28 protein-coding genes and 1 pseudogene are annotated in these 23,430 nt (G+C 61.5%); all 29 read left to right on the forward strand.

Features of this window, described 5'->3' with window-relative positions:
- The first annotated feature begins 274 nt into the window (after positions 1-274).
- A complete protein-coding gene (locus tag KBY57_RS13650) occupies positions 275-1,462 on the forward strand; it encodes a hypothetical protein (RefSeq protein ID WP_254996440.1) in 1,188 nt (395 codons plus the stop codon).
- Positions 1,463-1,850: 388 nt separating this feature from the next.
- Positions 1,851-2,993 carry a Gfo/Idh/MocA family protein gene (locus KBY57_RS13655; RefSeq protein ID WP_254996441.1) on the forward strand — a complete coding sequence of 381 codons (1,143 nt, stop codon included), beginning with the start codon at positions 1,851-1,853 and terminating at the stop codon, positions 2,991-2,993.
- On the forward strand, positions 2,990-5,107 hold the full coding sequence (locus tag KBY57_RS13660) for a bi-domain-containing oxidoreductase (RefSeq protein WP_254996442.1): 2,118 nt from the start codon (positions 2,990-2,992) through the stop codon (positions 5,105-5,107). Before KBY57_RS13655 ends, KBY57_RS13660 begins: the two co-directional genes overlap by 4 nt.
- A 311-nt stretch (positions 5,108-5,418) precedes the next feature.
- Entirely contained in the window at positions 5,419-6,033 is a 615-nt protein-coding gene (locus KBY57_RS13665; RefSeq protein WP_254996443.1) for a hypothetical protein, read from the forward strand.
- 61 nt (positions 6,034-6,094) lie between these two features.
- Positions 6,095-6,346, forward strand: coding sequence for a hypothetical protein (locus KBY57_RS13670; RefSeq protein ID WP_254996445.1), 252 nt, complete (start codon positions 6,095-6,097; stop codon positions 6,344-6,346).
- Between the two features lie 29 nt (positions 6,347-6,375).
- On the forward strand, positions 6,376-7,425 hold the full coding sequence (locus KBY57_RS13675; protein WP_254996446.1) for a Fic family protein: 1,050 nt from the start codon (positions 6,376-6,378) through the stop codon (positions 7,423-7,425).
- Between the two features lie 36 nt (positions 7,426-7,461).
- The gene (gene wecC / locus KBY57_RS13680; protein WP_315859809.1) at positions 7,462-8,697 is read left to right on the forward strand and encodes a UDP-N-acetyl-D-mannosamine dehydrogenase; all 1,236 of its coding nucleotides are present in this window, start codon (positions 7,462-7,464) and stop codon (positions 8,695-8,697) included.
- A 191-nt stretch (positions 8,698-8,888) separates the two neighbouring features.
- Entirely contained in the window at positions 8,889-10,586 is a 1,698-nt protein-coding gene (locus KBY57_RS13685; protein ID WP_254996447.1) for a heparinase II/III family protein, read from the forward strand.
- Positions 10,568-11,791, forward strand: coding sequence for a glycosyltransferase family 4 protein (locus tag KBY57_RS13690; protein WP_254996449.1), 1,224 nt, complete (start codon positions 10,568-10,570; stop codon positions 11,789-11,791). The genes KBY57_RS13685 and KBY57_RS13690 overlap by 19 nt, the downstream gene beginning before the upstream one ends.
- Positions 11,791-12,681, forward strand: coding sequence for an SDR family oxidoreductase (locus tag KBY57_RS13695; protein ID WP_254996450.1), 891 nt, complete (start codon positions 11,791-11,793; stop codon positions 12,679-12,681). Before KBY57_RS13690 ends, KBY57_RS13695 begins: the two co-directional genes overlap by 1 nt.
- Entirely contained in the window at positions 12,678-13,646 is a 969-nt protein-coding gene (locus KBY57_RS13700) for an MraY family glycosyltransferase (RefSeq protein ID WP_254996451.1), read from the forward strand. The genes KBY57_RS13695 and KBY57_RS13700 overlap by 4 nt, the downstream gene beginning before the upstream one ends.
- Positions 13,646-14,263, forward strand: a complete 618-nt coding sequence (locus KBY57_RS13705; protein ID WP_254996452.1) for a hypothetical protein — start codon at positions 13,646-13,648, stop codon at positions 14,261-14,263. Before KBY57_RS13700 ends, KBY57_RS13705 begins: the two co-directional genes overlap by 1 nt.
- A gap of 468 nt (positions 14,264-14,731) precedes the next feature.
- Positions 14,732-15,046, forward strand: a complete 315-nt coding sequence (locus KBY57_RS13710; RefSeq protein ID WP_254996454.1) for a hypothetical protein — start codon at positions 14,732-14,734, stop codon at positions 15,044-15,046.
- 308 nt (positions 15,047-15,354) lie between these two features.
- Entirely contained in the window at positions 15,355-15,591 is a 237-nt protein-coding gene (locus KBY57_RS13715; protein WP_254996455.1) for a YdcF family protein, read from the forward strand.
- A gap of 346 nt (positions 15,592-15,937) precedes the next feature.
- Positions 15,938-16,363, forward strand: coding sequence for a hypothetical protein (locus KBY57_RS13720; RefSeq protein WP_254996457.1), 426 nt, complete (start codon positions 15,938-15,940; stop codon positions 16,361-16,363).
- Positions 16,364-16,589: 226 nt separating this feature from the next.
- A complete protein-coding gene (locus KBY57_RS13725; protein WP_254996458.1) occupies positions 16,590-16,742 on the forward strand; it encodes a YdcF family protein in 153 nt (50 codons plus the stop codon).
- 337 nt (positions 16,743-17,079) lie between these two features.
- Positions 17,080-17,469, forward strand: a complete 390-nt coding sequence (locus tag KBY57_RS13730; protein WP_254996459.1) for a DUF1778 domain-containing protein — start codon at positions 17,080-17,082, stop codon at positions 17,467-17,469.
- Complete coding sequence (locus KBY57_RS13735) at positions 17,466-17,990, forward strand: GNAT family N-acetyltransferase (protein WP_254996460.1); 525 nt, start codon at positions 17,466-17,468, stop codon at positions 17,988-17,990. Before KBY57_RS13730 ends, KBY57_RS13735 begins: the two co-directional genes overlap by 4 nt.
- 10 nt (positions 17,991-18,000) lie before the next feature.
- Positions 18,001-18,144 carry a hypothetical protein gene (locus KBY57_RS13740; protein ID WP_254996461.1) on the forward strand — a complete coding sequence of 48 codons (144 nt, stop codon included), beginning with the start codon at positions 18,001-18,003 and terminating at the stop codon, positions 18,142-18,144.
- Between the two features lie 167 nt (positions 18,145-18,311).
- On the forward strand, positions 18,312-18,509 hold the full coding sequence (locus KBY57_RS13745) for a hypothetical protein (protein WP_254996462.1): 198 nt from the start codon (positions 18,312-18,314) through the stop codon (positions 18,507-18,509).
- Positions 18,510-18,615: 106 nt separating this feature from the next.
- Positions 18,616-19,056 (forward strand): excisionase family DNA-binding protein, encoded by a 441-nt coding sequence (locus KBY57_RS13750; RefSeq protein WP_254996463.1) that lies wholly within the window; start codon positions 18,616-18,618, stop codon positions 19,054-19,056.
- Entirely contained in the window at positions 19,053-19,640 is a 588-nt protein-coding gene (locus KBY57_RS13755) for a PIN domain-containing protein (protein WP_254996464.1), read from the forward strand. Before KBY57_RS13750 ends, KBY57_RS13755 begins: the two co-directional genes overlap by 4 nt.
- A gap of 453 nt (positions 19,641-20,093) precedes the next feature.
- Positions 20,094-20,357 carry a hypothetical protein gene (locus KBY57_RS13760; RefSeq protein WP_254996465.1) on the forward strand — a complete coding sequence of 88 codons (264 nt, stop codon included), beginning with the start codon at positions 20,094-20,096 and terminating at the stop codon, positions 20,355-20,357.
- Entirely contained in the window at positions 20,344-20,625 is a 282-nt protein-coding gene (locus tag KBY57_RS13765; RefSeq protein WP_254996466.1) for a type II toxin-antitoxin system YafQ family toxin, read from the forward strand. Before KBY57_RS13760 ends, KBY57_RS13765 begins: the two co-directional genes overlap by 14 nt.
- A 25-nt stretch (positions 20,626-20,650) precedes the next feature.
- Positions 20,651-20,716, forward strand: a pseudogene (locus tag KBY57_RS14335) (hypothetical protein); the annotation flags it as partial.
- A gap of 22 nt (positions 20,717-20,738) precedes the next feature.
- Positions 20,739-21,323, forward strand: a complete 585-nt coding sequence (locus KBY57_RS13775; RefSeq protein ID WP_254996467.1) for a DegT/DnrJ/EryC1/StrS family aminotransferase — start codon at positions 20,739-20,741, stop codon at positions 21,321-21,323.
- Positions 21,324-21,800: 477 nt separating this feature from the next.
- Complete coding sequence (locus KBY57_RS13780; RefSeq protein WP_254996468.1) at positions 21,801-22,109, forward strand: hypothetical protein; 309 nt, start codon at positions 21,801-21,803, stop codon at positions 22,107-22,109.
- 710 nt (positions 22,110-22,819) lie between these two features.
- Complete coding sequence (locus KBY57_RS13785) at positions 22,820-23,053, forward strand: type II toxin-antitoxin system HicB family antitoxin (RefSeq protein WP_254996469.1); 234 nt, start codon at positions 22,820-22,822, stop codon at positions 23,051-23,053.
- Positions 23,053-23,277 carry a type II toxin-antitoxin system HicA family toxin gene (locus tag KBY57_RS13790; RefSeq protein WP_106501047.1) on the forward strand — a complete coding sequence of 75 codons (225 nt, stop codon included), beginning with the start codon at positions 23,053-23,055 and terminating at the stop codon, positions 23,275-23,277. The genes KBY57_RS13785 and KBY57_RS13790 overlap by 1 nt, the downstream gene beginning before the upstream one ends.
- The last annotated feature ends 153 nt before the right edge of the window (positions 23,278-23,430 follow it).

The following is a 23,430-nucleotide window of genomic DNA, read 5'->3' on the forward strand; positions in this document are numbered from 1 at the left end:
CCGGTACATCTGCAGTGCTCAGCAGTTGTAGCAATCGTCAATTGCCCTGATCGAGGTCAGTTTATCGGGTATTGATCGCTGAAACAAGTTGCGCTGCAGGCGATCTGGCTTTTTCAGGAGTCCCTACATAAAGAAATAGGTTCATTCTGCCGATTAGGGATAAGCTCGCAACGTTCATTTTTGCTAATAAAAGAGAGCTATAGTGCGAAGCGGGATATGGGCTTGCCTGTATTCATGCTTTTTCTTGCAAGAGCACTCAAATTTGCTTTTTCAAATGTCTACTTTCTTGCTTATAAAAGACTCTCATCCTTCTGATGTTAGGTTTAGCAAATCGCTTTCGGGGCTTTTGCTTTACATTGCAGAAAATTCACTGTCCGCCCGAGTGCATATAATCTACTGGGATCGATATAGAGTATCAGAAAACTTGCCGCAAACTAATGAGCTTGCAGAGTATCATTCTATCATGCCACGAATACTTTCGTTCCTTCCTCTATTTCTTCAAAAGATAGTATGGTTGCTCCTCTTGCCGCTCTTTGTTTCCATAGTTAGATTGCGAACCCTTCGAACAAGTGCTATCTACTATTGCGCTGATTTCCTTAGTGCTTTCCCCTGCTCTATTGTAAAGCTGATTCTTGGTGGTACTCTCATCTATGACATTTACGACGAAGTCGGACTGCTTTCGAGGAATCTATTCTACAATAAGCTTGCATCCTTTTTGGATTTTGTTCCTCATAGGCTTTCATCGTTAATTATTAAAGCAGGAGTTAATAGAGCTTATTACAGTCAAAGACTTCTCCCACGAGGCTCTAGTCACTCTTCTATTCCAGTAATAGTGATTCCTAATACTCCAATCTCAATCCCAAAAACAACTGATATTCTAGATTCTCCGCCTGATCTTCTTAAATTCCTTGGCTGTCAAAAGTTATCTTCACTATTTAATCCTAGTTCTAGCGCCAGGATATTAATGGCTGCCGGATACCTTGCTGAGCAGCGAGGTGTTCTTTCCATTCTAGAGTTTGCAGCAGAAGCCACGGATTATGATATCCTGTTTGTAGGAAATTCTTTGGCGCCGCGTTATTATAGCATTCTTTCCAGCTTGCCTAATACTTTTTTTCTCCCATCCATTCCCCAGTCTGAACTTTTTGTGATTCAATCTAGGTGCCTGGGCCTTTTTGCTCTATACGACCCATCTCGACCTATTAACCGCTTAGCTATGCCAAATAAGGTTTGGGATAGTATTATATGCGGTCTGCCGCTGGTTGTCAATAAGGAGATACTGGCGACGGCGGATCCTCTTCTCTGTCATAGATCTGTAGCTGTAAGTTATCAGTACAATCGCGAAGTCTGGTCTACTGCTATTAGCAAGCTGCCCGCTCTTCGCAGCGCTCTTCGCCTAGGGCCTGAATTCTCTATACCCAACTCGGTCAACCTCTATCGTGACGCATATTCTACTTTATTGTGAAAATCCTCGCGGTAGGTTTAGCAATTTCTTCTCTACAGGAATATCCTCAGCTAGAAGCTCTACAGCAGCCTTGACACGTAGTTCTATGTGGCGGGCAGGGAGGCCAATGGTCAGGAGCGGTTCCCGCGCACGGACACCGTAGTGGGTACGCCCCAGCCATAACTACCGGGACAGACTTCTAATTGGCCTTGGCGTTCCCCATCTAGGTCAAAACTGTGCTTTTACCGGCGATCTCAATCCTTCAGTTGCATCAGCAAGCTAACATTGAGAGGTTCGTAATAGTATTCTGGTTCGATATCTTGTCTTCCCGCGAGCGCAAAGTGAGCACAACCCTGGGCTGGACACTGTCAATGACCATTCCGGTAGTTCATGTCAATCTTTGCTGTGCATGAATAGCCAAATTGCTCTTCGCAAGCTCATCCGCTTCGCACTCATTTACGGACCTAGTCGCGCACTGTTCAAGGCTGCCGGTCGACTGCGACTGCAGATACCCTTTATAGCACTACGACTGCGCAGAAAAAAACTCGACATCGCTATAGTTGGCTGCGGTCAGTTTGCCTACTCTGCTATCGGGTATTTCCTGTTTCGTCGTTTTGGATGCCGAGTGCTGGGCTGCTTTGATATCAGCCCGCGAGCTGCCTCCACGCTGGCACGGGGTTTAGGAGTTCCACATCAATGCGCCGACATCGATGCTCTATTGGCGTTGCCAGGTCTGCGCACGGTGTACATTGCATCGAACCATGCCTCGCATGCCGATTATGCGGTTAGGGCACTGGGCGCCGGTCTGGATGTCTACGTTGAAAAACCAATAGCCGTCAACTTGGTTCAGCTTGCCCAGCTTGAGCGCGTCCGCCGCCAGAGCTCAGGTCGTCTTTTCGCTGGCTACAACCGTCCCTTCTCTAGCGCGGTTCTTGACCTGCGCAGCCAGCTCCAGCCCGACCCGGATGCCGGCATCTCACTGCAGTGCTTTGTTGCTGGCCATGTATTGGCCGTAGATCACTGGTACCGCCGGCCTGGGGAGGGCACTCGCATCTGTGGCAACGTGGGTCACTGGCTCGACCTATTCGTGCACATCTTGGCCTGGCGAGGTATGCCGCAATACCTTGATATCGCCCTGTCATGGGCTAACGACAGCGAGCGCGACGATAACCTCGCCATCACCATTGCCACCGAGCGCAAAGATCTTTTTTCCATCATGCTGACGGCACGCCATGAGCCATTCGAGGGCATCAATGAATCGATACAATTTCAACACGCCGACACGATATGCAAGATCGATGACTTTCGCAGAATGGTGTTATGGCAAGGTGCCCATCTGCAGCGTCGGCACTATTGGCCCAAAGATCCTGGACACCGCAACGCCATCGCGCAGCCGTACAGCAGGGCACCTGCTCGAAATTGGCAGGAGGTGCTTGACTCCACCCTGTTGATGTTCTATGTCGCCGACATGGTTCGCAATGCCCAGCGTCAGTCAATTTTTGTCTTGCCGCAGGCACGCCAGTCGCTGGAAAATCTCATTGCATCCCGATGAAGCACATCCTGCAGAACTTGAAGAACGGCAGCAGCCAAGTAACCGAACTCCCCTCTCCCGCCGACGCCCGCGGCCAGCTGTTGATCTGCAGCTCCTGCTCGCTGGTCTCGGCCGGCACCGAACGCATGCTGGTGGATTTCGGCAAGGCCAGCTGGATCGACAAGGCCCGCCAGCAGCCCGACAAGGTGCAGCAGGTATGGGAGAAGGCACGCACGGATGGTCTGTTCACCACCCTGGATGCCGTGCGTAGCAAGCTCGACCAGCCCCTGGGCCTTGGCTACTGCAACGTCGGCACTTTGCTGGTGGTGGGTGCCGGCGTCACGGGCTTTCAGGTGGGCGATCGGGTGGTCTCCAACGGTCCCCATGCTGAGCTGGTGGTTGTGCCCCAGCACCTCTGCGCCCCCATTCCCGCTGGGGTGCTCGATGAGGCTGCCGCCTTCACGGTGCTTGCCTCCATCGGTCTGCAGGGCATCCGCCTCGCCCAGCCCAGCCTGGGTGAAACCTTTGTGGTGAGCGGTCTGGGCCTGATCGGTCTGCTTACCGGCCAGCTGTTGGCTGCCCAGGGCTGCCGCGTGCTCGGCCTCGATCCCGACCCCGGCAAATGCGCCCTTGCGGAAACGCTGGGCATCACCGCCCTCCATCTCGCCAGCGGTGTGGATCCGGTGGCCTGGTGTCTGGAGCACACCGGCGGCATCGGCGTGGATGGCGTGTTGATCACCGCTGCCACAGCCTCCAGTGAGCCGGTGCATGTGGCCGCCCAGGCCTGCCGTCAGCGGGGCCGCATCGTGCTGGTGGGCGTCACCGGCCTTGAGCTGCGCCGCGACCTTTTCTACAAAAAGGAGCTCTCCTTCCAGGTGAGCTGCTCCTACGGCCCCGGCCGCTACGACCCGGCCTACGAGCAGCAGGGCCACGACTACCCGATCGGTTTTGTGCGCTGGACCGAGCAGCGCAACTTCCAGGCCGTGCTCCACGCCCTGGCGACCGGCGCCCTGCGCACCGATCCCCTGATCTCCCACCGCTTCCCGATCGAGCAGGCCGCAGGCGCCTACGAGCTGCTCAGCAGCCCCGAACCCTCGCTCGGCATCCTGCTGCGCTACCCCGGAACGGCCGATCCCCAGCAGCGGGTGATTGCTCTGCCGGCGGCGGATGCCGGGGCCGCCCGCATCAGCCCCCCGGATTCGCGGCAGCCGCTGTTGAGCGTGATCGGCGCGGGCAACTACGCCAGTCGGATGCTGATCCCCGCCTTTGCCAAGGCCGGCGCCCGCTTCCACACCCTGGCCGCCTCCTCCGGCATCGGGCCGGTGCATGTTGGCCGCAAATTCGGCTTCAGCCAGGCCAGCACCGATCCTGCCGCCCTGCTGGCCGATCCCACCGTCAACAGCGTGGTGATCGCCACCCGCCACGACAGCCACGCCGCCCTGGTGCAGCAGGCCCTGGCGGCCGGCAAGCACGTGTTCGTGGAAAAACCGCTCTGCCTCACGACCACTGAACTCGAGGCCATTGAGGCGTCTTACACGGGTCAGTCGCTGCTGATGGTGGGTTTCAACCGTCGCTTTGCACCGCTGCTGATGGATCTGCAGCAGCAGCTCACTCGCCTGCAGGGACCCAAGGCCTTCGCATACACCTGCAACGCCGGTGCCATCCCTGCTGACCACTGGACACAGGACCCCGCCGCCGGAGGTGGCCGCCTGCTCGGTGAGGCCTGCCACTTCGTGGACCTGCTGCGCCACCTGGCCGCCAGCCCCATCGAAGACCTGCAGTTGATCAACGCCACCGATCGCAAACCCTGCCCCGACACCTTCTCGCTGCAGCTGCGCTTCGCCGATGGCTCGATCGGCACCGTGCACTATTTCGCCAACGGCAGCAAGGCCTTCCCCAAGGAACGCCTCGAAGTGTTCGCCGCCGGCAAGGTGCTGCAGCTCGACAACTACCGGAAGCTCAAGGCCTGGGGTATCCCCGGCTTCCGCACCCGCCGCCGTCTGTCGCAAGACAAGGGCCAGGTGGCTTGCTGCAAAGCCTTCCTGGCGGCCATTGAAGCCGGTGGTCCCGCGCCGATCGCTGCCGCCGAGCTGTTTGAGGTGCAGCGGTGGCTGCTGCGGGCGGTGGGGCGGTAGGTCGCCTGACTGTCCGCCCTTGACTGCCAAGAAATCGAGCCTCACCTATGGTTCATCCCATAGACGCTTCGCTGGCCGTCTTCGCCCGGATCCCTGCTGAGCTCCACACGGATCGTTGCCCCCAGGCCTTCCGATGACCCCATCCACCACCCGCCCACCCTCGTTCCAGCCATCTTCCCCTCTCTCCGAGGTCGATGAGATTGCTTTGTTTGAGCGCACTTGTGCTCGTCTGATAGCCAATCCCGAGCGCCTGAAGGTCGTGATTCGGAAAGCTGGTATCACAGACAATCTCGGCCGGCTGACCAGGCGCTATGGCGGCAGGTAATCCCTCGCTCTACGAGTTCCTCCCTGGATTCATTCTTGGTTTTCATGGCACGAAGAAAGAAATAGCTGAGCAGGTTCTTGCTGGCAAAGATGTTCTTCGGAAAAGCGCTAACGATTACGACTGGCTCGGGGAGGGTGTTTACTTCTGGGAGTCGAGCCCTACTCGCGCCCACGAGTTCGCTATCGAATCCTTTTCCCGCCGCAAGCCGCCATATCGTGGTGAAATTGGCGTGGTTGGTGCCATCATCGATCCTGGCAAGTGCCTGAATTTGCTGGAATCATCGGCTATCGCTCAAGTAAAGGGAGCATATGCAGCTATATGTGCGAACTTCGCGGGCGGCGGCCCGATGCCATGCAATCAAGGAGGCAGAGATTTGCTGAAGCGCTATCTGGATTGTGCTGTTATCCAGATGCTTCATCAAATTCGGGAAGAGGCCTCAATCGCTGACGAGGATGGCAAGCTGCCTCCATATCAAACAGTGAGAGCCGCTTTTCGGGAGGGCGATCCGCTCTATCCGGATGCAGGCTTCCACGAGAAAACGCACATTCAAATCTCGGTGCGCGACCTTTCCTGCATCAAGGGTTATTTCAGGCCGCTTTAGCCGCTCTAAGCGCCTATCCTGCTCTTGGCGCTGGTGCTCGCCGTTCTTTACGGAGCTGAGTATGGCTATCGACTCTCCGCTGCTCAGGCAGCTCAGGCAGAGAGAACAGGAGAATCTGCGGATCGCCGCACAGCTGAAGCAGAAACGCTTGAAGATCGAAGCCGAAATCGCCGAGATCGAGAGCGAGACAGAAGCGCTCAGGAGCGAGACATGGAAGTTGCGCGCCTGGAACGCCAAGCTCTTGTCGATGCTTTGCGACGCGTTGGCATCGACATCGACGACGATTGATCAACGCTCAGTACCAACTCTATAAATGGGTGTAAATGGGTGTAGTTTTGGCGCATGCTCAGCGCCGACGCCCTTCGGATCACTCCGGAAATCCTCCGGCTCATCGCCAGGATCGATGAATTCAAAGGCGCCTGGCGTTCACTGGATACGCTGGCGCCTGAGCGTCTTTCGGCCCTCAGGCGTGTGGCCACCATCGAGAGCATCGGCTCCTCCACGCGCATCGAAGGCAGCCGCCTGAGCAACCGCGAGGTGGAGCTGCTTCTCGGCAACCTGGAGATCAAAGCCTTCGCGACCCGTGATCAGCAGGAGGTGGCAGGCTATGCCGAGGTCATGGAGTTGGTGTTTTCGTCCTGGCAAGAGATTCCCTTCAGCGAAAACCACCTTCAGCAATTGCATCAGATTCTGCTGCGCTACAGCGAGAAGGATGCCTGGCACCGTGGTCGCTACAAAACCAATTCCAACAGTGTTGCTGCCTTCGACGACACAGGCACCCAGATCGGTATCGTTTTTCAGACTGCATCGCCATTTGACACGCCACGTTTGATGGCGGAGCTGGTGGATTGGGTTCAGCAGCAGCGCAGCTCAGGTCAGCTTCATCCGTTGCTGATCATCGCTATCAGCATCGTTGTTTTCCTCGAGATTCATCCGTTTCAAGATGGAAACGGACGTCTCTCACGGGTCATCACCACCCTGCTGCTTCTGCAGGCGGGTTACGCCTACGTGCCCTACAGCTCCTTGGAGAGCGTGGTCGAGAAAAGCAAGGAGTCGTATTACCTGGCGCTGCGCCAGACTCAGGCCACGATTCGAACCGAGCTTCCCAATTGGGAGCCATGGCTTCTGTTTTTCCTGCGCTCCCTCACGGAGCAGATCCGCCGGCTCGAGGTCAAAGTGGAGCGCGAGCAGCTCGTGTTGGCAGCCATGCCGGATCTGCAGTTGCAGATCGTCGAGTTTGCACGCGAACATGGCCGTGTCACGATCGGTGAAGCTATCCGGCTCACGGCTGCCAGCCGCAACACCTTGAAGCAGCATTTTCGCCTGTTGGTAGAATGCGGCACCCTGAGCCAGCACGGGCGCGGCCGTGGCGTTTGGTATTCATTGCGCTGAACCCTCAATGCCCCCGCCCTGGCGGGGGCTTTTTTTGTGCCCGAACGCAACCGCTTGGCTTCCACCTGCTGCATCATCGGCCTCGGCTACATCGGCCTGCCCACCGCTACCGTGCTCGCCCGCGCCGGCCATCGCGTGATCGGCGTGGATGTGAATGCCCAGGTTGTGGCCACCGTGAACCAGGGCCAGATCCACATCGTCGAGCCTGATCTCGATCAGGCGGTGGCCGCTGCCGTGGCCTCCGGTGCCCTCAGCGCCCAGCTCACCCCGGCGCCGGCCGACGTGTTCCTGATCGCCGTGCCCACACCCTTTCGCAGTGGTGTGGACGGCATCCCCCAGCCCAACATCGACTACGTGCTCGCGGCTGCCCGCGCGATCGCACCGGTGCTGCGGCCAGGCAATCTCGTGTTGCTCGAATCCACCTCACCGGTGGGCACCACCGAGCAGGTGGCCCAGGTGATTGGCGAGCTCTCCGGCCTGCACACCGAGCAACTGAACATCGCTTACTGCCCCGAGCGTGTGTTGCCCGGCCGCATCCTGCAGGAACTGATCAGCAACGACCGCGTGATCGGTGGCCTCACCCCCGCTGCGGCGGAAGCCGGTAAGGCGTTCTATGCCACCTTCTGCCAGGGCGAGTTGCTTACCACCACCGCCCGCACCGCCGAGCTGGTGAAGCTCACCGAAAACAGCTTTCGCGATGTGAATATCGCCTTCGCCAACGAGCTCTCGCTGGTGTGCGATCGCCTCGGCATCAACGTGCGCGAGCTGATTCGCCTCGCCAACCACCACCCCCGTGTGAATGTGCTGCAGCCCGGCTGCGGTGTGGGCGGCCATTGCATCGCCGTGGATCCCTGGTTCATTGCCGCAGAAGCTCCAGACTGCACTCCCCTGATCCAGACGGCCCGCCGCGTGAACGACGGCAAGAGCCGTTGGGTGATCGAGCAGGTGCAGGCCCGCGCCGCCGCCCTGGAAGACCAGCTCGGCCGCCCGGCCCGCATCGGCTGCCTCGGTCTGGCCTTCAAGCCCGATGTGGACGATCTGCGCGAATCCCCAGCCCTCCACATCTCCACCGAGCTGCTGGTGGCCGGCCTGGAGGTGCTCGCCTGCGAGCCCAACCTCCACGACCACCCCACCATCAAGCTCCATAGCCTCGAGCAGGTGCTCGCCCAGGCCGATCTGCTCGTGTTCCTGGTGGCCCACAGCCCCTTCCGGGGCCTGGATCTTGCTGGCCGGGAGGTGTTTGACCTTTGTGGCGTCACCGAGCAGCGATGAGCGTGCCACGGGCGGTTGCCGGATTCAGCCGGTTAAGACGCACCCTCACCGATATTGGCGCCAGGAGACTGCAGCGCAGGGTGCGCTACGAGTTGCGCCAGCGCCTTGACCGCCGGCTTCCAGATCAGCTCGCAATGGCCTGGGCTGGGGGTTATTCCCCTCCACCCCGCTGGCTTCCCGTTCTCAATGGATTGGCATCTGAGCTGCAGTGCCCGCCCTCTGCAGCCCATCAATCAGAGGCCTCCATCCGCTTTCGTTTTCTCAATCAAGAACGGGATCTGGCCTGGCCCATCCCATGGGGCGATCCCCACTGGCCCCGCCTCTGGCAGTTTCATCTGCACTACTTCGATTGGGCCCGTGAATGGCTGGAGCTTGCCCTGAATACAAGCCACTGGCCTGATCAGGCAGCGCTGCTGGAGCCCTTACTCGATCATTGGATTGCCGCCAATCCGCCGGGCCGTGGCGATGGCTGGCACAGCTACACCCTCTCGCTGCGCACGCGCAACTGGATCTGGTTGTTCCGGTCCTGCCCTGGGCTGGCGACCCCAGAGCGTCTCGAATCGCTCTGGCAGCAGTTGTGCTGGCTGCAGGCCCATCCCGAGCACTGCCACGGCGGCAACCACTGGCTGGAGAACCTCACGGCGCTTGCCCTTGGTGGCTTGCAATTTGATGGGCCCTGCGCTCGCGCCATGCATCGCCGTGCCCTGCGCTTGCTGCAAAACGAACTGGCCTCTCAGGTGCTCTCCGATGGTGGCCATGAAGAGCGCAGCGCTAGCTATCACCTGCTGATGCTCGATCGCTTGGTGGAGCTCGCCTGCGCCCTCTCGGTGATCAACGGTGATCGGCCACCCTGGCTAACTGGCGCCATCGAGGCCATGGCTGCCTGGGCCAGGGCCGTCAGGCTGGAAAACGGTGAAGCCCCCCGTTTCAACGACAGTGCGGCCGATGCAGCGCCCCCGCTCGATGAGGTGGTGGCCTTTGCAGACGGCTATCGCCAGCGCCGCCCTGCAGCAGGCGGTGACTCCCTGCCCCGAGCAGCACTGCGACGCGGCCTGCTTCAGGCAGCGGCCACTGATCCAGCCATGGCGCCAGTCAGCTCAGCTGTCTCGGCTATCCCGCTTGCTGTGATCAGCGATCTACCGGCCACGGGCTGGTCCGTCCTGCGGCCTGGCCATGGCTGGGAGCTGGCCTTTCGGTGTGGTGTGCCTTGCCCGCCCCATCTGCCACCCCATGTGCATTCCGACCAGCTCAGTTTTGAGCTCAGCCACCACGGCCAATTGGTGTTCAGTGAGGCGGGCACGAGCATCTATGGCACTGGCCCAGAACGCTCCTATGAACGATCCGGAGCCGCCCACAATGTGCTCCAGCTGGGATTTCCTTCCCCATCGGGGGAGGCCCTTTGGATCGAACCAGTGGAGGTGTGGGGTGGCTTCCGCGCAGCCCGCAAAGCCCAGCCCCGCCAGCGCCAGTGCGGCGAGCTTGCTGATGGCAGTTGCTTCGCCGCCGGCAGCCACGATGGCTTGGATCGCATCGGCGCCAGCCACCATCGCCGCGTGGAGCTCAGTGCTCCTCACCCAGAGCGGATCACGCTCACCGTTTTGGACGTGGTGATCACCCGGGTGCCCCTGCGCTTCCGTCAGTGGTGGCACCTCGCTCCCGGTGTCTCCGAGGAAATCGTGGATGCCATGGTTCTGGAGGCGTTCACCGCCCAGCAGCTCCAGACCGGTTGGCACACCACCTGGTTTTCTGAAGCCTTTGGACATCGCCGGCCACGGCCGAGCTTCTGCTTGAGCGGCCAGCTTCCCGCCGGTGAGCATCAGCTGCGGGTCACCCTTCCTCTATCCGTTGCTGTTCTGTTTTGCCCCCCCGTATGCCCCGCCTCTGGCTGATCAACCAGTTCGCCAACACGCCTGAGCTGCCCGGCCATACCCGCCAATACGAGGTGGCCGCCGGCCTGGTGCGTTACGGCTGGCAGGTGGCGGTGTTCGCATCTGATTTCAACCTCACCCAGCGCCGGTACCGCCGCCTGCGCTTCCCGCGCTTGTGGAGCACAGAATGCCCCGCTGGTATCCACTGGACCTGGTTGTGGGTCTCCCCTTACCGCCGCAACAACTGGAAACGGCAGCTCAACATGCTGAGCTTCTGTATCCATCTGGCTGTGCGCCTCGGGCCTGCGGCCTTGCTGGGCAGGCTCACCCGCCGGGCTCCCGATGTGATCCTGGCCAGCTCGCCTCAGCTCCCCGCTGCCTTCACCTGCCTTTGGATCGCCCGCTTAGCGGGTATCCCCTTCGTACTGGAGGTGCGCGATCTCTGGCCCCAGGTGCTGGTGGATCAGGGGGGCAAAAGCCCGCACAGCCCCATGGTGCGCCTGCTGGCCTGGATGGAACGCCAGCTCTATCGCCATGCACACACGGTGGTTGTGCTGGCGAAGGGCGCGGAAGCCTACGTGCGTGAACGGGGCGCAAGGCAAACGGCCTGGCTTCCAAATGGCCCGGATCTGGAGTTGTTTGCATCCCGTCCTGTGCCGGCAGAGGGCACTCTGTTCACCGTGCTCTATGCCGGTGCCCATGGTGATGCCAATGCCCTTGAGAATGTGCTTGCGGCCGCCCGGTTGCTTGAGCAGCAGCAGAGCCCTGTACGCATCCGCTTCGTGGGTGATGGCCCTGAGAAACAGACCCTGATGCAGCTGGCTGCAGATCTGCAATCGGTGGCGTTTGAGCCACCTGTTGCCAAGGCCGAGATTCCAGGCCTGATGGCAGAGGCTGATGCCATTTTGTTGTCGCTGCGGGATGTTCCTCTGTTTCGCTACGGGGTATCACCAAACAAGCTTTATGATGCCTATGCCATCGGCCGGCCTGTGATCACCACAGTCGCCGGCGCGATCAATGCGGAAGTTGAGGAATACAGGCTGGGAGTGACAGCTCCACCAGGTGATCCTGAAGCGCTTGCTGCAGCCATCCTCCGGCTCGTGCATACGCCTCGTGCAGAGCGGCAGGCCATGGGGCAGCGGGCAATCGAGCTTGCCCACACCACCTATTCGCGTCAGCGCATCAATGCTCAATACAACGCCTTGCTGCGTGGAGTGATGGCCTGATGACGATTGCCGTATCCGGAGCGAATGGTTTCACCGGCCGGTTTGTCTGCGCCGAGCTCCAACGCCGTCAGCTCCCCTTTTTCGCCCTGCTCCGCCCCGGGCGTGATGCCTCCTGGATGGCTGCCCGACAGATTCCGGTGCGTTATGCCGATCTGAATCATTCAGCACAGGTGTGCGAGCAGCTGAGCGGCTGCCGTGCACTGCTCAATGTGGCTTCCATCGGCTTTGGGGCTGCGCCCGTCATCCTTGAGGCCTGCCGTGCCGCTGCCGTGCGACGTGTGGTGTTTGTGAGCACCACAGCGATCTTCACCCAACTCAATGCGGGCTCCAAAGCGGTGAGACAAGCGGCGGAAGCGGCCATCACCGCCAGCGGTCTCGGCACCACAATCCTGCGCCCCACGATGATCTATGGCACGCCAGGCGATCGCAACATGATCCGTCTGGTGCGTTGGCTCAACCGTTGGCCCGTGCTGCCGGTGTTCGGCAACGGCCTCTCCCTGCAGCAGCCTGTGCATGTTGCCGATGTGGCCTGGGCTGTGGTGCAGGCACTGGAAATACCAGCCGCAATCAACCGCCAGTTCAATATTTCCGGCGCCGCTCCGCTCACCTACAACGAGGTGGTGCGCCTCACGGCTGAGGCACTTGGCCGCCGAGTTCAGCGCGTGCACATTCCTGCCCAACCTGTGGTTGCCGTTCTACAGGCCGCAGAGCGCCTGGGCTTGATCTTGCCGCTCAAGGCCGAGCAGATCCTGCGCCTCAATGAAGACAAAGCGTTCTCCCATGCCGACGCAGCAGCCGCCTTCGGCTACGCCCCAATCCCCTTTCAGCAGGGCATCCGTCAGGAAATTGCCCTGTTTCGATCTGGTGAGGATGGCCTGAGCTGCAGATGATTGCTGTTCTTTTGGCTGCAGGTGCCAGTTGGTGCCTCCTGCGCGCCCTGATTCCCCAGCTCCGCCGCCGCCTGCTAGACGAGCCCAACGCCCGCAGCTCCCACCGCCAGCCCACCCCCCGTGGTGGTGGCGTGGCCTTTGTGGTGGTGGCCGCAGCTGCAAGCGCGATCGGCTGGTTTGGTGCTGTCTTCTCTTGTCAACCAGGCCTTCCCGGCAGCCAGTTGGCGATGCTGGCTTTGCCCCTGCTGGCCCTCCCGCTGGCTGTGGTCGGCTTTCTCGACGATCGCCACAACCTCCCCGCCGGCCTGCGCTACGGCGTTCAGCTGGCCACGGCGCTGCTGTTGATCCTGATGAGTCCGCTGCCGCTGCCCTGGCAGACGCTTCCCCTGCTGTTGATTGCGGTGACCGCCGTGATCAACTTCACCAACTTCATGGATGGCCTCGATGGGTTGGTGGCTGGGTGTATGGCAGTGGCCATCGGCGCCTTGGCCATCGCGCTCTCGGCCCCCTGGCCAGTGTGGGCGCTGGTGGGTACCCTGCTCGGCTTTCTGCTCTGGAACTGGAGCCCCGCCAAGGTTTTCATGGGGGATGTGGGTAGTACCTTTCTGGGCGCCGTCTTTGCCGGACTGGTGCTCCAGGCTCCCACTTGGCCAGAAGCTCTGGCGCTGTTGTTAGTTGCTACCCCCATTCTCGGCGACGCCTTTCTCTGCGTGCCCCGCCGTCTGCTCGCCGGGCAGCGGGTGTTTCAGGCCCACCGTCTTCACCTGTTCCAGCGCCTCCATCAGGCCGGCTGGCTCCACGCCCGCGTCTCCATTCTCTATATCGGTGCAACGGCTTTGCTGGCACTCGCCCTTTTGTGGGGTGGCCTGCCTTGGCTAATCACTCTTGCTGCCTTCGAACTATTGATCGGCATCTGGCTAGATCAGAGGGTGGCTGTTCCCTTTGCCATCGCATCCTGCAGCTGATGCCCCAGCGTTGGTTAATCCTTGGGGCCGGTGGCCATGGCCGCTCCGTTTGCGATGCCATTACTGCCAGTGGCGATCACGTCGTGGGTTTTCTCGACGACGCCTTGCCCGCAGGCACCCTGGTGAATGGAACACCTGTCTTGGATGTCCTGTCTCTCGCCTGGGACTTGAATCGGTTGTTTGAGGCCTCCGAGGAGGCCCCACCCGATCATGTGGTCGTTGCTATTGGCAATCCGGGCCTCCGTCAAACCTGGCAGCAGGTGCTTGAGCAGGTGGCCGCTCCCCTCGGGGTGGTGCTGCATCCCAGAGCAATCGTGAGTGCCACTGCCCAGCTCGGCCCTGGCTCTGTTGTGCTCGCCGGCGCTGTGGTGAATGCCAATGCCTCTCTCCATCAGGGAGTGCTGGTGAATAGCGGCGCCGTTGTCGATCACGATGCCATCTGTGGCGCCTATAGCCAACTCGGTGTCAACGCCGCCATGGCTGGCGGCTCTCGCCTTGGCCCGCTCGCTCGCCTGGCCCCAGGTGAAGTACTCAACTGCCGCCAGACCCGTTTTGCCTCGCTGGAATTGGCACCTGGTGCGTCTGATCCCGGAGAAGGCTTGACCCTGAAGCCGTGAAGGCGGCCTCATCCGCCTAAGCCACACCCGAACTGCTGCAGGGCTTCGACACCGTCACCCAGATCACCGCCCTCGCCCACTGGTTTCGCCACCAGTCCTCGCCCGCATTGCCCTCGGCAGCCAGGGCATTCGCGGCCCGGCCGATTTGCCTACCTCCAGCTCCGCTGAACACCGCAAGCTGCTCCGGGATGCCCTGCACCTCAAGCTTTGGCGCGCCACTGGGTCCACCGGCGTTTGACTGGCTCCCCAGGTTGTTGCCCGTAAGTGGGCGGATTGTGGGGTTTAGGGGGTGTAGGCCGCGGGGCGGGCCACCAGTGATTCCACGGATGCTCTGCTAGTTTGCTTGTACTATCCTGTGTTCAGGGTTTGGCCTGGCTACGGTGGTTTTGGGATTTGACCTACAGGGCGCGATCACGCTCATTGCCGGACTGCTGCTCGCCCTGATCACACTCCTCACGGGTTATGACCATGTCGACTTCTTTTGGGGCCCAACCCTCCAGCTCAATAAGCAAATCGGAGTTTCTGTCCTCGCTGCCTCGCTGGCGACGCTGGTTGTCGAGGCTCAATTGGCATCCCGTCGTCGAATACGAGATTCGCGAGATCGAATTCGAGCGCAGGAAGATCGAGTACGAGAACAGGAAGATCGAGCACGAGAAGCGGATGAAACAGCTCGAGAGCGAGATCGCGCGGCTCGAGCAAGCCAACTCCAGGCTCGAGCGCTTCGAGCGGGAGCACTTGTCTGGCTCGACCCCACCCCCCTCCACAGGAGATTCCTACAGCTGATTGCTACCGAGCTCGCTGATCTCGCTGGCGGTTCGCCCTCGTGATCCAGCCCTCTCGCGCCATCGTGTCGAGCCCCAGCCCCAGCCCCAGCTCGCTGGCTGGCCGATCAGGACCTGCCCGCTGCAGATCTGATCGAGGTGCTCGATGGCACGCCCACCCGCCTAAAACAGGCCGAGCGTTACCAGCAGCAACTGCTGCAGGAGCCGGGGAGCGCCTGCTGATCCGCTGCCCCCGCGCTACGTCTCCACCACCCAGATCACCGCCCTCACCCACGGGTTGCGCCACCAGTCCTCGCCCGCAATGTCCGGGTGTGGATTGCCACCGATCCCGATCACACCGCCCGCGCCGTGATCCTCGCCCGCATTGCCCTCGGCAGCCAGGGCATTCGCGTTGGCCCGACCGATTTGCCTACCCCCAGCCCCGGAGAACGCCGCAAGCTTCTTCGGGATGCCCTGCGCCTCACCCTCTGGGGCGCCACCGGGAGCACCGGCGCCTGGCTGGCATCCGAGGTTGCTGCCCGCAAACGGGCGGATTGTGGGGTTTAGGGGCAGCTGCCTACGCGGCTTTCTGGCCGCGGGTGTGAAGGCTGCGGCGCTTGAAGCCGGCGGCCCCGTGAAAGCCGCCTGAGCGCTGTTCCGGCTGCAGGTCGTGAGGCCGCTGCTGGTTAGGGAGTTTTCAGCTGCGGATGGCCCAGGCCCTTGTTCCGGCGGGATGCGCTTGCAGCTGCGAGGGCAAGCACCACTTGATCTGCGCCTCACGCCATGACTGGCGGAGTGTGGGTGGGCTTCGTCACTCCCCCATGGATCAGGAGTGCTACCCGCCGGACAACCCTGCGCTGTGTTCCTGTTGACCAGTACAGGCGTATTATGAGCTGAGCGGCGAGGGCTCGGCGTGGGTAGGGTTTTTGTGTTCGACATCCAGGGTTGGATCACCCTGATCCTGGGCGGCCTGCTGGCGCTGATCACTCTTTTCTCGTCTTACAGCCATGTCCACATCCCCTTCATCGGCGCCGTCGCCCTCAATCAGCAAGTCGGAGTACTACTCCTCGTTGCCTTGGTTCCGCCGCTGCTTGGCGATGCTGAACTGGCGACCCGTTGTCGACTACGAGCTGAGAGAGATCGAGTTCGAGAAGCGGAAGATCGCGCACGAGCATCGGATGAGGCAGCTGAAGAGCGAGAACGAGCGGCTCGCCGAGCTCAACGGCAAGCTCAGTGCAATCTTATTCAGCTCCGACACCAGCTCGACCCCTCCGAACGCAATGCCAGGCGAGTCCGAGATGTGATTTCGCTGCTGGAGGAATACGGCGGGTTTGCTTGATGGACCATCGCCGGCGAGGTCGGAATGGTGATCACCCAACCCGCTGACCTCTGGGATGTGGCTGGCCTGGCCCTGGTAGTGATCTGGTGGTGGTGCTGGATGGTGGCCGAGGTCGCTTCGCCGCCTGCTAATTCGCTGCCCTAGAGGTACGCCGCCACCCCAGCCCACCCCCGAACTGCTGCAGGGCTTCGACACCGCCACCCAGATCACCGCCCTCGCCCACTGGTTGCGCCACCAGCCCTCGCCCCGCAGTGCCCGGGTGTGGATTGCCACCGATCCCGATCACACCGCCCGCGCAGTAGTCCTCGCCCGCATTGCCCTTGGCAGCCAGGGCATTCGCGTTGGCCCGGCCGATTTGCCTACCCCCCAGCCCCAGTGAGCACCGCAAGCTGCTTCGGGATGCTCTGCGCCTCACCCTTTGGCGGGCCACTGGGAGCACAGGCGCTTGGCTGGCGCCTGAGGTTGTTGCCCGCAAACGGGCGGATTGTGGGGTGTAGGCGGTGGCGCGGTCAACGCGGCTTTCAGGCCGCGGTTGGGGCGATTGTGGCGATTGAGGCCGGCGGCCTCGTGCAAGCCGCTTGAACGTTGATCGAGAGCGAGAACGAACGGCTCGCCGAGCTCAACGCCAAGCTCAGTGCAATCTCGTCCAGCTCCGCCACCAACTCGAGCCCAGCGACCCAACGCCCAACGTGTCCGAGATGTGATTTCCCTGCTGGATGAATACGGCGGTTTGCAGCGTGATGGCAAGCACCGCGCTTCAGACGCCGTACAATGTCCGTACGTTCCGTTGCTCGCTGCGTTCCATGGTCCGAGTCCCGCCTCCGTCCTCCCGGCCGCTCAAGGCGAGCCGCATTGAGTTGAGGGCCAGTCAGGACGATCGGGATCTGCTGGATCGGGCCGCCGCTGCTCTCGGCACCGATCGCAGTTCCTTTTTGCTCAGCCAGGGCCGCCTGGCAGCCCAGCAAGTGCTGGCTGATCGTGAGCACTTTGTTCTCGATGCCGCTGCCCAGCAGGAATGGGAGCGGATCAACAGTTGCCCCGCCCGCGTCCTGCCTGGTCTGAAGCGTCTGTTGGAGCGGCCTTCACCCTTTGTGCCGCAGGCATGAGTGGATACCGGCCGCCGGTGCTGCTGGCGGCCAGCCATCAGCTCGGCGGATTCCAATGTCGCTCCCAGGCGCAAACAGCCTGGCTGGTGGAGATGGCCCGGCAGGCCCATGGAACCGGCACCACCAGGGTGTTCGTTGTGTCTCTCGTCGATCAGCCAGCCGTGGTGGCCTATTACGCCTGGTGCATGGCGAGCGTGGCCATCGCCGATCTGCCTGAGCGGCTGCACCGCGGTGCCGGCCGCTATCCCCAGCCCGTGGCCTTGCTGGCGCGCCTGGGGGTAGATCAACGCCATGAAGGCCAAGGTATCGGAGCTGCCCTGCTGAACGATGTGATCACACGCGTGGCCAGCATCAGCGATGCCATTGGCTGTCGAGCGTTGCTGGTGCACGCCGAATCAGAGCAAGCCCGGGGGTTCTACGAGCATCTGATTCCAGAGTTCCAGCGCTCACCCACGGATCCGCTCCATCTGGCGCTGTTGCTCAAGGACATCCGCCGCACCCTGAAGGCCTTCGGCACTTGATCTGCGATCCATGCCGCTGGCGGCACCCGATCTGATGCGTCTCCAGCCCCTGGCTGCTTCTCTGGTGGTGCTCTCGGCCGCCGGCCTCTGGCTCGCCTGGCCCAGGCCGATCGCCTCGCCGCCGCCCTGCCCCAGCCCCCCCTGCGTCTGCTGATCCGCTGCCCCCGCAGCACCCCGCCGTCCCAGCCCCTGCCCGATCTGCTGCAGGGCTACGACACCGCCACCCAGATCACCGCCCTGGCCGATTGGCTGCGCGTCCAGCCCGCCCCCTCGCCCCGCCGCGTTTGGATCGCCACCGACCCCCATCACACCGCCCGCGCCGTGCTGCTGGCCCGTCTCGCCCTGGGCGGTCGTGGCCTGGCCGTGGCCCCGATGCTGCCGCCACCCCCCAGCTCCGCGGAGCGCCGCAAGCTCCTGCGCGATGCCCTGCGCCTCACCCTCTGGCGCGCCACCGGCAGCACTGGCGGCTGGCTGGTGCCCGAGCAGGTGGCCCGCAAGCGCGCGGCCTGTGGGCTGTAGGGGGCGTAGCTGCCAACGCGGCTTTCCGGCCTCGTGAAAGCCGCTTGCCCAGGCGCCCCATGATTACACATATTACAGTGAGTGGATTGTCCTGGAGGTGTTGTCGATGGTTGCGTCCCCTGTGGTGCCAGGCACCATCACGCCAGACTCCATGCCGCCAGAGCAGTTGGACGAGCTGCTGGCGCTTTTCCAGGCCGGAGAAGCGCGCCTGGTTGGTCCCCATGGTGAAGAGCACCTGGTGCCTGCGCCCCTGTATGGATTGATGCGTGGCCTGCTCAACAACCTCAAGCGTGGCGAGGCGGTCACGGTTTTGCCCCACGACGCCCTGTTGACGACCCAACAGGCTGCCCAGATTCTCAACATCTCGCGGCCGTATCTCTATCGGTTGATCGAGGAGAAAGCCGTGCCTGTTGTGATGGTGGGCAGCCACAGGCGCCTACGTATTCACGATGTTCTGCAGCTGCGTGATGAGCGCCGGCAGAGTCGCCGCCGTGCTCTCGATCAGTTGAGTGAGCTGGGTCAGGAGATGCAGGTGGAGGTGGTGTGAGCCTTTGGCTGGAACCTGCAGTCTTCCCGGTTCTTCTCGACAGCTGTGTGATCTACCCCTATGAGCTGAGAGATCTTCTCCTCCAGGCAGCTGACGAGAACTTGTTTCGCGTGCACTGGTCGCCGCAGATCCTCGAGGACACTGTTCGCAATCTTCTAGATGATCAGCGCACCACACCTGAGCAGGCATGCCGGTTTTGTGCGGTGATGGCACAGGCTTTTCCCGAGGCGTCGGTGGAGCCACCTGCGGGCTTGGCTGAGCAGTTGGGATGTGATCCTGGTGATCGCCACGTCTTGGCGGCAGCCATTGCAGCCAAGACCGAGGTGATCGTGACCCTCAATGTTCGGCACTTTCCTGCAGAGGTTCTCAGTCCTCTCGGAATCGAGGCTGTGTCTCCTGACCAATTCCTTTGCAACCTGTTGGATCTCGCCCCCGTGACCATTCATGGCTGCCTGAACACCATTGCCGCGCGACAGCGCAACCCTGCCCGCACAGTCCAGGTACTGCTGCAGATCCTCAGCCGCCAGGCACCCATCTTTGCTAGCCGTTGTCTGGAGTTTTTCTCGACGAGCTTTGATCGCTGAAAACATACTTTCGCTTGACCGCAGCACAGCTCATAACGCCGCTGCCCGAACTGCTGCGGGGCTTGGACACCGCCACCCCGATCACACCGCCCGCGCCGTGCTGCTGGCCCGCAAGCGCGCGGCCTGTGGGCTGTAGGGGGGTGGTGCCAACGCGGCTTCCGGCCCCGTGAAAGCCGCTTGAGCGTTGTTCCGGCTGCAGGTCGTGAGGACGCTGTTGGGGTTGGGAGTTTTCAGCTGCGGGTGGCACCAGGCCCTTGTCCCGGCGGGGTGCGCTTGCGGCTGCGAGGGCCAGCACCGCTTGATGCGTAGCGCTGCGGCTCATGGTGTGGCGGGCCTGCCGCTCAGGGACGCAACCTCGCCGAGACCCTTGAAATCGCGCGTGACGGTGCCAGGCCCGCCGGCGCGGCTGTTGAACCCTCAACGGCATTAATGTGGCATCAAGGAGGTTTCGGTATGACACCAGCAACGATCGACCTCAATGGTCTCGACAGCGACATTCGCGCCAATGTGCTGCGACAGCTAACTGCTTCTGGACTGTCCGAACAGGTCTTCGTGAACCAGGTTTATCACGCTTTGGCAGGGGGCCAATTCAGCCTTCTCGATCTTCTGGGCCCAAATGCTGGCACCCTTGAAGCCATGCAAGAGCTGACCGAGGGGCGAGGAGTGACCGCAGAGAACATTGAACAGTTGTTCGCCGACCTACATGCGGACGATTGAACGCTCAACACAGTTCAAAAAAGACTATAAAAAATATTCCAAAAGTGTCTATGGCTCCGAGCTGGATGCCCGCCTCAAAGGTGTGATCGCGCTTCTTCTGGCCGATCAGCCTCTACCAATCAGGTTTCGCGACCATCAGCTCAGAGCCAATTGGAAGGGATATCGCGACTGTCATGTCTTCCCGGATTTGGTGCTGATCTATCAGCTCCAGGGCGCTGAGGTGGTTCGGCTGGTCCGTCTGGGATCGCACAGCGAGCTTTCGCTTTGACCGCCGGCCCAGTGGCATTGGCGATGTGGCTGCCTGGAGCCTCTGCCAAGACAAGATCCTCACCACAGCCGGTGAAGGTGGCATGGTATCCACCCATCGCGCCGACCTCTGGGATGCCATGTGGGCCTTCAAAGACCACGGCAAAACCCATCAGGCGGTCTTCGGCCGCGAGCATCCGCCCGGCTTCCGCTGGCTGCACGAGCGCTACTGCTTCGCGGGCCTGCGGCTACGACTCCAACTTCCGCCTCACCGAACTGCAGGGCGCCATCGGCCGCATCCAGCTCCAGCGCCTGCCCGAGTGGACCGCCGTCCGCACCCGCAACGCCCTGGAGCTGGCTGAAGCGCTTGCCGATTGCACTGCTGTGCGTGTGCCCCTGCCGCCGGAGGGCACCACCCACGCCTGGTACAAGTTCTATGCCTTCGTGAAGCCAGAAGCGCTGGCCGAAGGCTGGAGCCGCGATCGCATCCTCAGTGAGATCGCCGCCCTCGGCTATCCCGCCCTCTCTGGCAGCTGCAGCGAGATCTACCTGGAGCGTTGTTTTCAGGAGGCTGGTCTGGCGCCTGCTGAGCGGTTGCCCGTGGCCCGTGAGCTGGGTGACACCAGCTTGATGTTCCTGGTGCATCCCACCATCACTCCTGAGCAGATGGCCGGCTACGCGGAGGCTGTGCGGACGGTTGTGTTGCAGGCCTGCCGGTAGGTCAGCTCCAGATGCCAACACGGCTTTCAGGCCGCGGGTGTGGTGACTGTGGTGGTTGAGGCCGGCGGCCTTGTGAAAGCCGCTCGCAAGTTGTTCCGGCTGCAGGTCGTGAGGGCGCTGATGGCGTAGGGAGTTTTCAGCTGCAGGTGGCCCGAGCTTTTGGTTCTGGCTGGCAGCGTTTGCGGTCCCGAGCGCAAGCACCACCGTCTGTTAGCGACTCTTTCGGCTCGCTCCTGGAGCAGGACCTGGTGCTGTCGGTTGGTACAGGCGTACTATGTGCTGAGCGGCGAGGGTTCGGCGTGGGTAGGGTTTTGGTGTTCGACATCCAGGGTTGGATCACCCTGCTCCTGGGCGGCCTACTCGCGCTGATCACGCTTTTCACGTCGTACAGCCATGTCCACATCCCCTTCATCGGCGCCGTCGCCCTCAATCAGCAAGTCGGAGTACTACTCCTCGTTGCCTTGGTTCCGCCGCTGCTTGGCGATGCTCAACTGGCGACCCGTTGTCGACTACGAGCTGAGAGAGATCGAGTTCGATCGCAGAGAGATCGAGTTCGAGAAGCGGAAGATCGCGCACGAGCAGAGGATGAAGCAGCTGAGGAGCGAGGACGCGCAGCTGAGGAAAGACGACGAGCAAAGGAAGATCGCGCACGAGCAGCGGATGAGGCAGCTCAAGAGCGAGACCGAGCGGCTCGACGAGCTCAATTTCAAAATCGATGCGCTCTTGTTCAGCTCCAGCACCAGCTCGCCCCCACCCCAGAACACACCCAACAACTCCGAGGGCTGATCAGCTTCCTGCTCGAATACGGCGAATTCAGCTGAGCAGCACCGGCGCCTGGCTGGTGCCTCAGGTGTTGCCTGCAAACGGGCGGATGGGGTGTTGGAGGGGTTCTGTCAGCACGGCTTTCCCCCCGGCGCCTGCTAATCCGCTGCCCCACGGGTAAGCCGCCACCCCAGCCCACCCCCGAACTGCTACTGGGCTTCGACACCGCCCCCAGATCACCGCCCTCGCCCACTGGTTGCGCCACCAGCCCTCGCCCTGCAGTTCTCGGGTGTGGATTGCCACCGATCCTGATCACACCGCCCGCGCCGTAGTCCTCGCCCGCATTGCCCTCGGCACTCAGGGTATTCGCGTTGGCCCGGCCGATTTGCCTACCCCCAGCTCCGCTGAACGCCGCAAGCTTCTCCGGGATGTCCCGCGCCTCACCCTTTGGCGCGCCACTGGGAGCACCGGCGCCTGGCTTGTGCCCCAGGTTGTTGCCCGCAAACGGGTGGATTTTGGGGTTTAGGTGTGGTGCCGGCGGCGGTAACCCGTGATTTCACGGATGCCTTGCTAGTTTCTTTGTACTATCCTGTGTTCAGGGTTTGGGCTGGCTACGGTGGTTTTGGGATTTGACCGTCAAGGCTGGATCACGGTTTTCGCCGCCCTGCTCCTCGCCGCCAGCTACCTGGAACAATTGTCTTCCTAAATTGAAATGCCCCTCCGAGACCTCCATCGTGGCTGAATGGCTCGTCAACTTTCATTTGGAGCGGCTGCCTGAGGGTGGCTACCTGGCCACCTGTGGAAGCATTCCTGGTCTGGTCGCCCAGGGGCGCACCGTGACGGAGACCCTCGAGATTGCCCGTGATGTAGCCAAAAAGCTTCACGAAGCGCGGCTTGATCGGGGTGAACTTGAAGCTTCTGCTCCCCTCGCGCAGTCCTTTGAGCTTCCCGTTGTCCTGAGCGCGTAGTGGGTCGTCTGTCTGGTTATCGCTACCGCGATGTCACCAAGCGTTTGAAGCTCTTCGGCTTTGCGTTTGACCGCCAAGCAGCTGGTTCCCACGAGATCTGGTACCAACGTTCCGGCAATCGCTACACCACGATTCCGAACCACCCTGGTGACATGCCCGAGGGAACCCTTCGCGCCATCCTGCGCCAAGCGGGTATCAGTGTGGAGACGTTTCTAGAGAACTGAGCTGCTAAGCAGCGTTTCTGACCATTGCCAAGGGCCTGAAGGGCCTGGCTCCAGCCGAGCGGCTACCCGTTGCCCGCTTACTTGGTGAAACCAGCTTGATGTTTTTAGTGCATCCCACCATCACCCCTGAGCAAATGGCCAGTTACGCGGAGG

Origin of the sequence: Cyanobium sp. Aljojuca 7D2 (genome assembly GCF_024346415.1) — a bacterium.
Classification (GTDB): Bacteria; Cyanobacteriota; Cyanobacteriia; order PCC-6307; family Cyanobiaceae; genus Cyanobium_A.

Bases quoted from the DNA above. Each gene is read 5' to 3' on its own strand.
- KBY57_RS13775 (WP_254996467.1), top strand. From the start codon at position 20,739: ATGCCATGTGGGCCTTCAAAGACCACGGCAAAACCCATCAGGCGGTCT.
- KBY57_RS13650 (WP_254996440.1), top strand. From the start codon at position 275: ATGTCTACTTTCTTGCTTATAAAAGACTCTCATCCTTCTGATGTTAGG.
- KBY57_RS13735 (WP_254996460.1), top strand. From the start codon at position 17,466: ATGAGTGGATACCGGCCGCCGGTGCTGCTGGCGGCCAGCCATCAGCTC.
- KBY57_RS13760 (WP_254996465.1), top strand. From the start codon at position 20,094: ATGACACCAGCAACGATCGACCTCAATGGTCTCGACAGCGACATTCGC.
- KBY57_RS13700 (WP_254996451.1), top strand. From the start codon at position 12,678: ATGATTGCTGTTCTTTTGGCTGCAGGTGCCAGTTGGTGCCTCCTGCGC.
- KBY57_RS13695 (WP_254996450.1), top strand. From the start codon at position 11,791: ATGACGATTGCCGTATCCGGAGCGAATGGTTTCACCGGCCGGTTTGTC.
- KBY57_RS13750 (WP_254996463.1), top strand. From the start codon at position 18,616: ATGGTTGCGTCCCCTGTGGTGCCAGGCACCATCACGCCAGACTCCATG.
- KBY57_RS13690 (WP_254996449.1), top strand. From the start codon at position 10,568: ATGCCCCGCCTCTGGCTGATCAACCAGTTCGCCAACACGCCTGAGCTG.
- KBY57_RS13730 (WP_254996459.1), top strand. From the start codon at position 17,080: ATGAATACGGCGGTTTGCAGCGTGATGGCAAGCACCGCGCTTCAGACG.
- KBY57_RS13665 (WP_254996443.1), top strand. From the start codon at position 5,419: ATGGCGGCAGGTAATCCCTCGCTCTACGAGTTCCTCCCTGGATTCATT.
- KBY57_RS13670 (WP_254996445.1), top strand. From the start codon at position 6,095: ATGGCTATCGACTCTCCGCTGCTCAGGCAGCTCAGGCAGAGAGAACAG.
- KBY57_RS13675 (WP_254996446.1), top strand. From the start codon at position 6,376: ATGCTCAGCGCCGACGCCCTTCGGATCACTCCGGAAATCCTCCGGCTC.
- KBY57_RS13710 (WP_254996454.1), top strand. From the start codon at position 14,732: ATGTCGACTTCTTTTGGGGCCCAACCCTCCAGCTCAATAAGCAAATCG.
- KBY57_RS13765 (WP_254996466.1), top strand. From the start codon at position 20,344: ATGCGGACGATTGAACGCTCAACACAGTTCAAAAAAGACTATAAAAAA.
- KBY57_RS13740 (WP_254996461.1), top strand. From the start codon at position 18,001: ATGCCGCTGGCGGCACCCGATCTGATGCGTCTCCAGCCCCTGGCTGCT.
- KBY57_RS13660 (WP_254996442.1), top strand. From the start codon at position 2,990: ATGAAGCACATCCTGCAGAACTTGAAGAACGGCAGCAGCCAAGTAACC.
- KBY57_RS13705 (WP_254996452.1), top strand. From the start codon at position 13,646: ATGCCCCAGCGTTGGTTAATCCTTGGGGCCGGTGGCCATGGCCGCTCC.
- KBY57_RS13655 (WP_254996441.1), top strand. From the start codon at position 1,851: ATGAATAGCCAAATTGCTCTTCGCAAGCTCATCCGCTTCGCACTCATT.